This is a genomic window from Thioalkalivibrio sp. XN8 (assembly GCF_011058255.1).
Classification (GTDB): Bacteria; Pseudomonadota; Gammaproteobacteria; order Steroidobacterales; family XN24; genus XN24.
The window spans coordinates 35382-47274 of record NZ_JAALFH010000057.1; the positions used below are offsets into that span (position 1 = coordinate 35382).

General features: G+C 72.4%; 16 protein-coding genes. 10 read left to right on the top strand and 6 right to left on the bottom strand.

Translation table 11 applies throughout. The features are described 5' to 3' along the window. The first annotated feature begins 2 nt into the window (after positions 1-2). Both lptE and G6N75_RS07260 read left to right on the top strand, forming a co-directional pair. The gene (lptE, locus tag G6N75_RS07255; RefSeq protein ID WP_165347690.1) at positions 3-488 is read left to right on the top strand and encodes an LPS assembly lipoprotein LptE; all 486 of its coding nucleotides are present in this window, start codon (positions 3-5) and stop codon (positions 486-488) included. Further along, positions 485-985, top strand: a complete 501-nt coding sequence (locus G6N75_RS07260) for a hypothetical protein (RefSeq protein WP_165347691.1) — start codon at positions 485-487, stop codon at positions 983-985. Before lptE ends, G6N75_RS07260 begins: the two co-directional genes overlap by 4 nt. Before the next feature lie 10 nt (positions 986-995). Here G6N75_RS07260 and G6N75_RS07265 read toward each other — a convergent pair whose 3' ends face one another. After that, positions 996-1457: an LEA type 2 family protein gene (locus tag G6N75_RS07265; RefSeq protein ID WP_165347692.1), complete on the bottom strand. Its 462-nt coding sequence runs from the start codon at positions 1455-1457 to the stop codon at positions 996-998. 117 nt (positions 1458-1574) lie between these two features. On the opposite strand from G6N75_RS07265, the gene G6N75_RS07270 reads away from it, so the two are divergent. Together G6N75_RS07270 and G6N75_RS07275 are read left to right on the top strand one after the other, a co-directional pair. After that, complete coding sequence (locus G6N75_RS07270; RefSeq protein WP_165347693.1) at positions 1575-1922, top strand: histidine triad nucleotide-binding protein; 348 nt, start codon at positions 1575-1577, stop codon at positions 1920-1922. Further along, positions 1919-3013, top strand: coding sequence for a DUF2891 domain-containing protein (locus G6N75_RS07275; protein WP_165347694.1), 1095 nt, complete (start codon positions 1919-1921; stop codon positions 3011-3013). The genes G6N75_RS07270 and G6N75_RS07275 overlap by 4 nt, the downstream gene beginning before the upstream one ends. On the opposite strand, the gene G6N75_RS07280 is transcribed toward G6N75_RS07275, so the two are convergent. The 5 genes from G6N75_RS07280 to G6N75_RS07300 all read right to left on the bottom strand — a co-directional run bounded on the left by G6N75_RS07280 (position 2969) and on the right by G6N75_RS07300 (position 7088). Further along, on the bottom strand, positions 2969-3763 hold the full coding sequence (locus G6N75_RS07280) for a metal ABC transporter permease (protein ID WP_165347695.1): 795 nt from the start codon (positions 3761-3763) through the stop codon (positions 2969-2971). The two genes, G6N75_RS07275 and G6N75_RS07280, sit on opposite strands and share 45 nt — an antisense overlap. Further along, positions 3754-4299 (bottom strand): ATP-binding cassette domain-containing protein, encoded by a 546-nt coding sequence (locus G6N75_RS07285; protein WP_165347696.1) that lies wholly within the window; start codon positions 4297-4299, stop codon positions 3754-3756. The genes G6N75_RS07280 and G6N75_RS07285 overlap by 10 nt, the downstream gene beginning before the upstream one ends. A 23-nt stretch (positions 4300-4322) precedes the next feature. Next, a complete protein-coding gene (locus G6N75_RS07290; RefSeq protein WP_165347697.1) occupies positions 4323-5213 on the bottom strand; it encodes a zinc ABC transporter substrate-binding protein in 891 nt (296 codons plus the stop codon). Between the two features lie 9 nt (positions 5214-5222). Continuing rightward, positions 5223-6656: a TonB-dependent receptor gene (locus G6N75_RS07295; RefSeq protein ID WP_240901005.1), complete on the bottom strand. Its 1434-nt coding sequence runs from the start codon at positions 6654-6656 to the stop codon at positions 5223-5225. Between the two features lie 129 nt (positions 6657-6785). After that, entirely contained in the window at positions 6786-7088 is a 303-nt protein-coding gene (locus tag G6N75_RS07300; protein WP_165347698.1) for a hypothetical protein, read from the bottom strand. 132 nt (positions 7089-7220) lie between these two features. Between G6N75_RS07300 and holA the strand changes: the two genes are divergently transcribed. From holA to rng, 6 genes are read left to right on the top strand one after another with little or no spacing between them, the layout of a single operon-like run. Continuing rightward, on the top strand, positions 7221-8294 hold the full coding sequence (gene holA, locus G6N75_RS07305) for a DNA polymerase III subunit delta (protein ID WP_165347699.1): 1074 nt from the start codon (positions 7221-7223) through the stop codon (positions 8292-8294). Continuing rightward, positions 8291-8956 (top strand): nicotinate-nucleotide adenylyltransferase, encoded by a 666-nt coding sequence (nadD, locus tag G6N75_RS07310; RefSeq protein ID WP_165347700.1) that lies wholly within the window; start codon positions 8291-8293, stop codon positions 8954-8956. The genes holA and nadD overlap by 4 nt, the downstream gene beginning before the upstream one ends. Next, complete coding sequence (rsfS, locus tag G6N75_RS07315; RefSeq protein WP_165347701.1) at positions 8953-9309, top strand: ribosome silencing factor; 357 nt, start codon at positions 8953-8955, stop codon at positions 9307-9309. Before nadD ends, rsfS begins: the two co-directional genes overlap by 4 nt. A 5-nt stretch (positions 9310-9314) precedes the next feature. Beyond that, complete coding sequence (gene rlmH / locus G6N75_RS07320) at positions 9315-9782, top strand: 23S rRNA (pseudouridine(1915)-N(3))-methyltransferase RlmH (protein WP_165347702.1); 468 nt, start codon at positions 9315-9317, stop codon at positions 9780-9782. Positions 9783-9830: 48 nt separating this feature from the next. Then, positions 9831-10424 (top strand): Maf family protein, encoded by a 594-nt coding sequence (locus tag G6N75_RS07325; protein ID WP_165347703.1) that lies wholly within the window; start codon positions 9831-9833, stop codon positions 10422-10424. Next, positions 10421-11884, top strand: a complete 1464-nt coding sequence (gene rng, locus G6N75_RS07330; RefSeq protein WP_165347704.1) for a ribonuclease G — start codon at positions 10421-10423, stop codon at positions 11882-11884. The genes G6N75_RS07325 and rng overlap by 4 nt, the downstream gene beginning before the upstream one ends. The last annotated feature ends 9 nt before the right edge of the window (positions 11885-11893 follow it).

The following is an 11893-nucleotide window of genomic DNA, read 5'->3' on the forward strand; positions in this document are numbered from 1 at the left end:
CCATGCGCCGCCTGCTGCTCCTGCCCTTCGCCTGCCTCGCCCTCGCCGCCTGCGGCTTCCAGTTGCAGGGCGTGAACGACCTGCCGCCGGAACTCGAGTCCGTGTTCCTGGCGGTGCCCGACCCGAATTCCGACCTGGCGGTGCAGCTGCGCCGTTCCCTCGCGGGGGCAGGCGTAACGCTGGTGCAGGATGCCGCCGCCGGCACGGCGACCCTGCGGCTGACCGACGAGCGCTACGGCCGCCGGGTGAAATCCGTGTCGGCGCAGAACCGCCCCACCGAGTTCGAGGTCTTCTACGAGGCCGAGTACCTGGTCGAGGGTCCGGCCGGCGTGCTCCTGCCCGCCCAACGCGTCAGCCGGAGCCGGATCTTCCCGTACAGCGAGCGCGACATTCTCGGCAAGCAGCAGGAAGAGCAGCTGCTGCGCGAGGCGCTGGCGCGCGAGATCGCCGCCCTGATCACGCGGCAGCTGGCCGGGCTCGGGTCTTGACCGAACCGGCCGTCGTCGCCCTCGGCGACGGCTTCGAGGCGGCGGCGCGCAGCCTGCTGGCGCGCTACGGCCTGGATCTTGTCCTGCTGCCGCGCGAGGCCCGGATTCCGGGTTCCTGGTGGGGCGGCCGCGAGGCCGGGCTGCGGGGGGCAACGCTCTACGCCCGCCCCGACACGCCGCTGCATTCCGTGCTCCACGAAAGCTGCCATTTCGTCTGCATGGCGCCGGCGCGGCGCGCGGCGCTGGATACCGACGCCGGCGGCGACTACGACGAGGAAAATGCGGTCTGCTACCTGCAGGTCCTGCTGGCCGAGGAGCTGCCCGGCTTCGGCCGCGAGCGCATGTTCGCCGACATGGATGCCTGGGGCTATTCCTTCCGGCTCGGCGCGGCCCGGGCCTGGTTCGAGCAGGATGCGGGGGACGCCCGGGACTGGCTCGAAGAGCGGGCCCTGGTGAACGCCGCGGGCCGTCCGACCTGGCGGCTGCGCGCCGCCTAGCCGAGGGTCGTCAGGGTTCCAGCCGCCCGCTGTGGTCGAAGGGGATGCTGCGCAGGAACATCCCGCCGAGATGCAGCTTGCCCCGCAGCCGGTACTCGAATTCCTCTTCACTACGCTGGCCGAGCTGCACCGCCTGGCGCAGCACGTCGACCAGGGAAGTCGACACCACCACGGTGGTCTCGGCCTCGCCCAGCCGCGGCAGGTTGAAGCTGTCGTTGCTGACGCCGCGCGCCAGCCGGCGGCCGTTCAGGTCCAGGCTGAAGTCGAGCCCGTCCACCTGGATGTCGCGATTGTTCGGGTTGATCACCCGCAGGCCCACCGCGAAGCGCTGTTCCAGCGAGCCGGGCTCCTGCTCCAGCACGCGGAAGCTGGTGACCTTGAGCTCGGGCGATTCGAGCGCGCTGAGGGTCGTGCAGCCCGCCGCCGCGAGGCACAGCGCGAGCACGGCGAGAATGGCGCTGGACCTGTACATGTGGCGCTCCTGCGATGAAACCGGCCCCGATTATAGGGTGCCCGGACGCGTTGCGGGCGGTCCGCGGCGCTGCCACACTGCGGGGGACCGTCTTCCAGGCGACCAGGAGAGGGATCCATGCCCACGCTGTTCGAGAAAATCATCGCCGGCGAGCTGCCGGCGGATTTCGTCTACCGCGACGACCGCGTCGTCGCCTTCCGCGACATTCACCCGCAGGCGCCGGTCCATGTTCTCGTCATCCCGGTGAAGCCGATCCCGACCGCCGACGACATCGAGGACGGGGACGCCGAGCTCATCGGGCGCATGTTCTGCGTGGCGCGCGACATTGCGCGCCAGGAAGGCCTGGCGGAGGACGGCTACCGGCTGATCATCAATTGCAAGCAGCACGGCGGGCAGGAGGTCGACCACCTCCACCTCCACCTGGTGGGCGGCCGCCCGCTGGGCCGCATGCTGCAGCCCCGATGAGCCTCGCAGCGCTCGCGGTGGCCGGCGTCATGCTCGATCCCGCGTTGGCCGGGCGCTTCGCCGACCTCGCCCTGGCCTGTGTCCACCGGGAGTATCCCAACAAAATCGCCCACGTCCTCAACGAGGATGCAGACGCGCAGCCGCCGCGCGCGCTGACGCCGGTGTTCTGGGGATGCTTCGACTGGCATTCCTCGGTCCACGGCCACTGGCTGCTGGCGCGGCTGGCCCGCCTGGAGCCGGGCGCGGATTTCGCGCCTGCCGCCCGGGCGGCGCTGGCCCGCAGCCTGACCGTCGAGGGCGTGGCCGGGGAGGTGGCTTACCTCTCCGCGCCGGGGCGCGAAGGCTTCGAGCGGCCCTACGGGCTGGCCTGGCTGCTGCAGCTCGGCGCCGAGCTGCGCGAGTGGGACGATCCGGAGGCGCGCCGCTGGGCGGCGGCGCTTGCGCCCCTGGAGGCCGTCGCCGCGCGCCGCCTGGCGGAGTGGATGCCCAAGCTGGCCTACCCGATCCGCTCCGGCGAGCATTCCCAGACCGCGTTCGCTTTCGGGCTCGCGCTGGACTGGGCCCGCACCGCGGGCGAGGTGGAGCTGGCCGCGCTGATCGAGCTGACCTCGCGCAAGCTCTACCTCGACGACCGGGACTGCCCGCTCGGCTACGAGCCGTCCGGGCACGACTTTCTCTCGCCATGCCTGGCGCAGGCCGACCTGGTGCGCCGCTTGCTCCCGCCGGCAGATTTCGCCGCCTGGCTGCACGGCTTCCTGCCGGCGCTGCCGGAGGATGCGGGCCCGGAATGGCTGCCGGTGGCCCGGGTGACCGACCGGGTCGACGGCAAGCTGGCGCACATCGACGGGCTCAACCTGAGCCGGGCCTGGATGCTCGAGGGGATGGCCGCCGGCCTGCCGCCGGGCGACCTGCGCCGCATCAGCCTGCGGGCGGCGGCCGCGGCGCATGCCCGGGCCGGTCTCGAGGGCGTGAGCGACGCGCATTACGCCGGCAGCCACTGGCTGGGCAGCTTCGCCACCTATCTCGTGACGGGACGCGGCCTGCCCTCAGGCGCCGAAGCGGGCCGGCAGCAGGCGCAACGGGACCAGTAGCAGGAGCACCGCGGCCAGCGCCGGTCCGAAGGGCAGGTCGAGTCCCAGCGCCAGCAGGAAGCCGGCGAGGAAGGCCGCCATGCCGAGGCCCGCGGCGAGCAGCACGGCCGGGCGCCAGCCGCGCGCCAGGCGGAACGCCACCCAGGGCGGCACCATCATCATGGCGAAAGTGGCCATCACGCCCATGGTGCCGATGCCCAGCACCACGCCGAGCGCCACCAGGACCTCGAAGCCGATCTCGTGCGGCCAGGTCGGCAGCTGGTTGGCGCCGTAGTGGTCGGGAAAGAGCCGGCCCAGCAGGAGGCGGCGGCTCAGCCAGGCGCCCGCGGCCAGCACGGCAGCCGCGAGCATGGCGGCGCCCCCGAGGTGCGTCGCCGTGGTGAAATAGAGCTGGCCGTTCAACAGCTGCGTGGCGACCAGGTCGGCGTGATGACCGAGCGTCGCCAGGAGCAGCACCGCGGCCCAGCCGCCCAGCAGCATCACTGCGTAGTGCTCGTTGCGGGTCTCGCCGGTCAGGAACCGCACCAGCCCGGCCAGCAGGGCGCCGAGCAGGGCGAACAGGACCAGCGGCCCGTGCAGCAGCGCCCCGGCGACGGCGCCGGCGGCGGCCGCCTGGGCCACGCCGAGGCTGGAGAGCCACTGCTCGCGCAGCCGCAGCCCGGCGCCGAGCAGGGGGAGCGCCAGCGCCAGCAGCAGGCCGGTCAAGAGCGGCAGGCGGAACAGCGGATCGAAGGCCAGGCTCAGGGACATGGCGTCACGATCCGGTCGCAGGCCGCAGCCAGGAAGGCGGCGTCATGGCTCACCATCAGCACCGCCCGCCCGGGGTCCAGCCGGCCGATCTCCGCCAGCAACAGCTCGATCGCATCCGGGTCGAGGTTGTTGGTGGGCTCGTCCAGCAGCACCAGGCGGGCCGGCCCGGTGAGGCAGGCCCAGGCATGCAGCAGCTGGAACTCGCCGCCGCTCATCTCGTCGAGGCAGCGCCGGCCCAGCGCCTCGAGCCGCGGCGGCAGCGGCGCGACCGGCGCACCCGCGAGCCGCAGCACCTCCTGGCCGGTGAGCGGCAGCTCGGGCGGGCGCTCGGGCCGCTGGCGGTGGTGGGCCACCGTCAGTCCGGGCGCGCGCCGGACGCGGCCGCCGTGCAGCACCGCGGTGCCGGTGATGAGCCGCAGCAGGGTGGTCTTGCCCAGGCCATTCGCCCCGCTCAGGCCCAGTACCTCGCCGGGCTCGATGCGGAAGGACACCGGCCCGACGACCGGCCGCGCATAGCCGGCCCGGGCCTCGACCATTTCCAGCAGTGGCGGGACGGCGTTCAGTGGCGCTCCAGCCGCAGCACCCAGCTTTCGATCAGCGCCACGTAGTCGTCCGCGGTGCCGTCGATGGGCACGTTGTTCTGCATCACGTAGACCGGCCAGCCGAGCGCCTCGCCGACGCGCCCGGCCCCTTGCGCGGGTTCGTAGGCCATGCGCATCACCAGGCCCTCGCGTCCCTGCAGGTCCTCGATCAGCTCGCTGACGTGCCTGGCCGTGGCCGGGATGCCGGGGAGCGGCTCCAGGTAGCCGAGCACCGGCACATCCAGGCGCCGCAGCAGGTAGACCGCGTCCTTGTGGTTCAGCAGCACGCCCGGCGCGCCGGCGGCGCGGTCGCGCCAGCCGGCCGTCTCCTGCTGCATTCGCGCGGCGAAGGCGGCCGCATTGGCGGCGAACTCGGCCGCGTGGGCCGGGTCCAGCACGGCGAGCTGCCGCGCCAGCGCCTCGGCGGCCACGCCCATGCGCAGCGGGTCGAAATACACGTGAGGATTGCCCATGGGATGGACGTCGCCCAGCCCGCGATCCGCGGGGCCGCCGGCATCCTCGAGCGTCACCGCGGCGGCGGCCTCGAAGTAGCCCGGCCGCCCCGGCAGCACGGCCGGGTTGTTGGCGCCCTTTAGGGCGGCCGGCAGCCAGCCGCCCTCCAGTTCGGCGCCGACCGCTACCAGCAGGTCCGCTCGCCGCAGCGCGACCATCATGCTCGGCCGTGCCTCGAAGTGGTGCACGTCCCGGTCGCCCGGGGCGAGCACGTCGATCACGACGTGCTCGCCCCCGACGGTGCGCGCCAGCATCCCCATGTTGGGCGTGGTGGCGGCCACCTGCAGCGCGGCGGCGGCGGGGGCCGCCAGCGCCAGCAGCAGGCCCGTGAGCAGGAGTTGTCTCAGCCAGTTCATCGACACGGCCTAGAAAGTGTGGGCGCCATGCGCCCCGAAGTTCACCTGCAGCTGCAGGAACACCTGGTTGTACTCCTCCCGCTCGCCGTCGTCGACCGAGATATCGCCGCGGGCGAACTGCAGGCGCAGGCGCGAGAACTCCGTCGGCAGGAAGTTAAGCGCTGCGGTGTAGCGCTTGGAGCTGTCCCACTCCTCGCCGCCGTCGATGCCGCTGCGGTTGGTCAGGCCGACCTCGTCGTAGCGCAGGCCGACGGTCCAGCGCTGCGCCACGCCGTATACCGCCTGCAGGTAGAAGCCGTCCTGCCGGTCCTTGAACGACTCCTGCACGCCGATGTCGCCAGGCTGGAACTCGTTCAGCGGGTCGTCGCAGGCCAGGTCTTCGGGCTCGCAGGCGAAGAACACGTCGCGCCGGTCCAGGTCGCGGGTGCGGTAGAAGTATTCGCCCTGCAGCTTGAACGCGCCCCTGAGGCCGCTGCCGCCCGACGGCAGGTACTTGTACACGCCGTCCAGGCCCCAGAAGTTCGCCGTGCCCTCGTGGTCCTGGTAGAAGGTTTCGCGCTCGATACTCTGCTGGAAGGTCGAGCTGTAGCCCACCGACGCGCCCAGCTGCACGGCATGCTCAAAGCCAAGGTCGGGGGCGAACTTGGCGAAGCCGGTGAACAGTCGCGGGCCCGCGGTGTCCTCGAGGATCCGGGCGGTGCCCTCGACGTCGTCTTCTGCCCCGAGGTAGGCCGCGATACCCTCGGTCTCGCCCTGCAGGGCCTCCACGCCGAGCCGCAGGTACTGCGCGGTCGGCGCCACCCAGCTTAGCTGCACGCCGGTTTCCTGGATGCCGTGGTCGCCGAACAGCAGCTCGCTGACCAGCGGCCGGTCGAAGAAGTCCCAGCTGTGCGGGTGCTGCTTGTTGATGTAGCCGACGTCGCTGAGGAACTTGCCGAACTTGGCCTGCAGGCCGGCCGGCAGGGAGCGCGTGGTCACGAAGGCCTCTTCCAGCTCGACCTCGTCGCCGTCGAAGACGAACATGACGAAGGCGTCGAAATACGGATCGACCGTGGCGGCCAACGCGATCTCGACCTCCCGCAGGTTGAAGCCCCGCTCCAGCGCGCCGTGGCTGTGGCCATGGCCGTGCTCGTCCTCGTGGCCGCCGCCGTGCTCTTCGCCTTCCTCCTCGTGGCCGTGCCCATGGCCGGCGGAGAAGCCGTCGGCCTCGCGCAGGATCTCGAAGGCCTCGCCGCCGACGTTGTCGGTGTACCAGGCCCCGTCGATGATCACCGAAACCGCCGGGTTGAAGCGCGAGCCGGCGGTCACCTGCTTGCCGAGCGGCTGGGGCGCCGGGCGCAGGCTGGCCGGGTCGAGGGGATCCTGCTGCGGGCCGGAGGTCTGGGCCGCAGCCGGGAAAGTGACGAGCGCGGCGGCAATGCCGCCGATCAGGAATCTGTGCATGGTTCTGCCTCTTGCTTGGCTGTCGTGCGCGGCCAGCGTGCGGACGCCGGCCGGACGATTGCGGCCTCTGGCGACAGCGGGAGCTGGCTGCAGGTCTGCTTGCTTGCGGTGGCGCCGGACGGCGCCGGCTCAGGCCGGCCGCAGGGGCGGACCGCGCGGCAGCGGTGCGGGCCGCGGGGCGACCCGGGCCGGGGTCACCGCCGTGCGCGCGATCCCGGCAGGCGCCGGCAGCGAGCCCGGCATGAGGTCGGCAGGCGGCAGCGCCTGTCCGCCACGCTCGAGCACCAGGCAGTACTCGCAGGTCTCGCCCGACTCGTGGACGTCGAAGGCGTGGTGGAGTTCGCCGCCCGCGAAACGCAGCACGAGCACCAGCATCGCCAGGAGGGCGAAGCGCCTGATGCCGCGGGCTGTGGTCGGGAGGGCTGGGTTCATGCGGTACTCCAAACGACTAATCTACCCCAGCTGTCAACTGCGTCCAAGCCGCCATAAAGCCGGGCTTGCGCCCGGATTCCCCGTGCTACACTGCGCCGGCGATGAACAATCCAGGGAAGATCCAGCCCCCCCGTGGCACTCTCGCCTGACCAGCTCGAGGCCGGCCTCGCCCGGCGCCTCGCACCCGCCTACCTGATCGCCGGAGACGAACCCCTGCTCACGCAGGAGTGCGCCGATGCCGTGCGCCGGCGGGCGCAAGAGGCCGGGTTCACCGAGCGGGAGGTCCATCACGTCGAGCGCGGCTTCGACTGGAACGCGCTGGCCGCGGACCTTGCCAGCCTGTCCCTGTTCGCCGCCCGCCGGCTGGTCGAGCTGCGGTTCCGGACCCCGGCGGCGGGCGAGGGCGGGGCCGAGGTCCTGGCCCGCTTTGCGGCCGCGCCCCCGGACGATATCGTGCTGCTGTGCCTGGCGCCCAAGCTGGACAAGCGGCAGCAGGGTGCGGCCTGGGTCAAGGCGCTCGCCGGCGCCGGCGAATTCGTCCAGGTCTGGCCGGTCGAACCGCCGGCCTTGCCGGGGTGGATCGTGGGCCGGCTGCGCCGGGCCGGGCTCGAGGCGGACGCGGAAGCCGTGCGGCTGCTGGCGGACCGGGTCGAGGGCAACCTGCTGGCGGCCCACCAGGAGATCGAGAAGCTGCGCCTGCTGCACGGCGCCGGCGAGATCGACGCCGACGACGTGCGCGCGGCCGTGGCCGACAGCGCGCGCTACGACATTTTCAAGCTGGCCGACGCGGCGCTGGCCGGCCAGGCCGGCCGTGCCCTGCGCATCCTCGGCGGGCTGCGTGCCGAGGGCATGGCCATCCCGCAGGTGCTGTGGCCGTTGGCGCGCGAGTTGCGCAGCCTGGTGCGGGTGCGGTCGCTGCTCGACCAGGGGACGGCGCCGCAGGCGGCACTGGCTCGCGCCGGGGTGTGGCGCAACCGGGCGGGGCTGGTCCAGCGGGCCGTCGGCCGCCACGACGCGCCGGCGCTGCGCGCCCTGCTGCGCCAGGCCGCGCTGGTGGACCGGCTGGCCAAGGGTGCCCTGCCCGGCAACGTGGTGCGGTTGCCGGCGGGACTGGCCGGCGCTTCGGCCCAGCGCCTGGTGGATCCCTGGCTGGAGCTGGCGGAGCTGGTGCGAGCCTTGGCGGGCCCGGTGCGGCGGGCCGCATGAGCGCCCCGGCGGGCGCCATGGGCGTCTTCGGCGGGGCCTTCGATCCGGTCCATTTCGGCCACCTGCGCACGGCGCTGGAGCTGCTCGAGTTCGCCGGGCTGGCGGAAATGCGCTTCGTGCCCACGGGCGACCCGCCCCATCGCGCGCCGCCGCAGGCCGACGGCGCAGCCCGGCTGGCGCTGGTCCGGGCCGCCATCGAGGGCGAACCGCGCTTCACCGTCGATGACCGGGAACTGCGGCGCCAGGGGCCGTCGTGGACGGTCGACACGCTGACCGAGCTGCGCGCCGAGTTTCCCGCCCGGCCGCTCTGCCTGGTGGTCGGCATGGATGCTTTTCTCGGCCTGGAGCGGTGGCATCGCTGGGAGCGGATCCTGGCGCTCGCCCATCTGCTGGTGGCCCATCGCCCCGGCTGGGCGGCGCCGGTCGAGGGCGCGCTCGGCGCGCTGCTGCGCGAGCGTCGCGTGGCGGGCGGCGCGGAGCTGGCCGCCAGCCCCGCCGGCGGCATTGCGGTCTGCGCGGTGACCCAGTTGGAAATCTCGTCCAGCGCCATCCGCGAACTGGTCAGGGCGGGGCGGGAGCCGCGCTACCTGGTACCCGACCCGGTCTGTCGGCTGCTGGCCGCGTCGGGGTGTTACGGCACAGCCAAAGAGAGGGATGAATGACGGCAGAAGAAGCCCTGCAGAACACGGTCATCGAGGCGCTGGAGGACCTGAAGGCGCGCGACATCAAGGTCATGGACGTGCGCGGCCTGACCAGCATCGCCGACTTCATGATCGTCGCCAGCGGCACCTCCGACCGGCACGTGCGCTCGCTGGCCGAGAACGTGATCGAGAAATGCAAGCAGACGGGCCACCGCCCGTTCGGCGTGGAAGGACTGAAGGACGGCGAGTGGGTGCTGGTCGACCTGCAGGACGTCGTGGTCCACGTCATGCTCCCCCGCGTCCGCGACTTCTACAACCTCGAGAAGCTCTGGTCGGTGCCGGCCGGCCCCGGTCGCGTCCCGGTCGAGGCCTGAGCCGGGTGCGGCTGCGGCTGGTCGCCGTGGGCACCCGCATGCCCGCGTGGGTGGACCAGGGCTGTGCCGACTATGTGGCGCGGATGCCCAGGGAGTGCCGCCTCGAGCTCCGTGCGCTGCCCCTCGGCAAGCGTTCGAAGCAGTCGCCGCCCGGGCCGGCGATGGCCGACGAGGGGCGCCGCCTGCTTGCCGCCTCGGCAGGCTGCACCCGCGTTTGCCTCGATGTGCGCGGGCGCGCCGTGGACACGCCCGCATTAGCCCGCAAGCTGCAGGGCTGGCTGCAATCCGGCCGTGACGTGGCCCTGCTGGTCGGGGGCCCCGACGGCCTGGCGCCGGCCTGCCTCGAGGCGGCGGACTGGCGCTGGTCCCTGTCGCCGCTGACCCTGCCGCACGGGCTGGTGCGTGTGCTCGTGGCCGAGCAGCTCTACCGGGCCTGGACCCTGCTTTCCGGCCATCCCTACCATCGTGACTGAGCCGCCCCCCGGCTTGTAACCACGCGTTGCAACGGGGAAACTGGCGGCATGGATTCCTGCCAGCTGGTGCTCGCCTCGGCCTCGCCGCGGCGTCTCGAACTCCTGTCTGCCTTCGGCCTGCACCTGCAGGTCGACCCGGTGGACATCGACGAGCGCCCGGCTCCCGGCGAGAAGCCGGCGGCGCTGGCGCAGCGCCTGGCCGAGGCCAAGGCCGCGGCGGCCGCGTCCCGTCACCCGGGACGGGTGGTGCTGGCCGCCGACACCGTGGTGGCGGCGGACGGCGCGGTCCTGGGCAAGCCGGCCGATGCGGCCGAGGCCGGCGCGATGCTGCGCCGGCTGGCCGGGCGCCGCCACGAGGTCTACACCGCCGTGGCCGCCCGGCGCGATGCCGCGGCAGCCGTGCGCCTGTCCCGCAGCGAGGTGGACTTCCGCGCGCTGGCGGCGAGCGAGATCGACGCCTACGTCGCCACCGGCGAGCCGCTGGACAAGGCCGGCGCTTATGGGATCCAGGGCTGCGCCGCGATTTTCGTGACCCGCCTGTGCGGCAGCTACAGCGGCGTGGTGGGCCTGCCGCTCGCCGAGACGGCCGAGCTGCTGCAGGAGTTCGGGATCGAGCTGCTGCGTTGCGGGGCGGCCGCATGAGCGAGGAGATCCTGGTCAACGTCAACCCGCGCGAAACCCGCGCTGCGCTGCTCGAGAACGGCGTGCTGCAGGAAGTTTTCATCGAGCGCGAGAGCCGCCGCGGCCTGGCCGGCAACATCTACCAGGGCCGGGTCCGCCGCGTGCTGCCGGGCATGCAGGCGGCCTTCGTGGAGGTCGGGCTGGAGCGCACCGCTTTCCTGCATGCCTCCGACATCATCCGCCGCGACGAAGAAGGTGCGGAACTCCTGCCGGCCCAGCCCCCCGGCATCCGTGAGCTGGTCAGCGAGGGCCAGGACATCCTGGTGCAGGTGGTGAAGGACCCGCTCGGCAGCAAGGGCGCGCGCCTGACGACGTTCATCACCATCCCGTCCCGTTATCTCGTCTACCTGCCGTTCGGCAACGGTGTCGGCGTCTCGGCGCGCATCGAGGACGAGGCGGAGCGGGCGCGGCTGCGCGAGGTCACGGCCGACGTGGCCGAGGGCGACGGCGGCTGGATCGTCCGCACGGCGGCCGAGGGGGCGCCGCGCGACGCGCTGCGGGCCGACATGATCTTCCTCGGCAAGCTGTGGGAGGCGGTGTCACGCCAGGGGCGGGCGGCGCCGGCGGGGACCCTGGTCCACGCGGATCTCGACCTCCCGCTGCGCCTGCTGCGCGACCTGCTGGCGCCGCGGGTGGAGCGCGTGCGCGTCGACAACCCCCAGGCGTGGGCCCGGATGAAGCAGTTTGCCGCCAGTTTCATCCCGGACATGGAGCCGAAGATCGAGGTCTACCAGGAGCCGCGGCCGATTTTCGACCTGCACGGCGTCGAGGACGAGATCGCCCGGGCCCTGGAGCGCAAGGTGCCGCTGAAGTCGGGCGGCTACCTGGTGCTCGACCAGACCGAGGCGATGACGACCGTCGACGTCAACACCGGCGCCTACGTCGGCCATCGCACGCTGGAGGAAACCATTTTCCGCACCAATCTCGAGGCGGCGCAGGCCATCGCGCGCCAGGTGCGGCTGCGGAACCTCGGCGGGATCATCATTGTCGACTTCATCGACATGGAAGAAGAGGAGCATCGGCAACAGGTTCTCGCCGCCTTCGAGCGCGCCCTCGAGAACGACCACGCCCGTAACCAGATCACCGAGGTCTCGCGGCTGGGGTTGGTGGAGATGACGCGCAAGAGGACCCGGGAAAGCCTCGAGCACGTGCTGTGCCGGGCCTGCCCGACCTGCCACGGGCGTGGCTCGGTCAAGACCCCCGAGACCGTGTGCTACGAGATTTTCCGCGACATCCTGCGCCAGTCGCGCCAGTTCGACTTCCAGGAGCTGCTGGTCCTCGCCCATGTCGAGGTGCTCGACCTGCTGGTGGACGAGGAGGCTGCCGGCCTGGCCGAGCTCGAGTCGCTCACCGGCAAGCCGATCCGCCTGCAGGCCGAGTCCGGCTATTCCCATGACCAGTACGATGTGGTGCCGATCTAGGGCCGGCCG